A 241-nucleotide genomic window follows, 5' to 3' on the forward strand; every position below is an offset into this window, starting at 1 on the left:
GCGTAAGCAAACCATTCCTTAAGTTCGTTGGAATCTTCTTTCACTAATGGAAAACTGCACCACACCTTATTAAAAAGGTCAACCACCACATTTTCTTTCTCCCTTTTAAGGTCAGAAATGGCACGAGCGTTTTGCGACTCTGCATCCACTCCAGTCAACAGTTCATACTTCTTCTGCAAATTCTGGTGTTTCGACACTAAATCTGCAACTGACACGCCACGAAGGACCGATGCTTTAGTGT

At 43.2% G+C, this 241-nt stretch carries 1 protein-coding gene; it reads right to left on the reverse strand.

The features are described 5' to 3' along the window. Positions 1-241, reverse strand: a 241-nt coding sequence (locus AC2FA3_RS15550; RefSeq protein WP_490510380.1) for a hypothetical protein, incomplete at both ends; no start/stop codon positions are given.

Source organism: Janibacter sp. CoH_79_TC_3, from assembly GCF_058197955.1.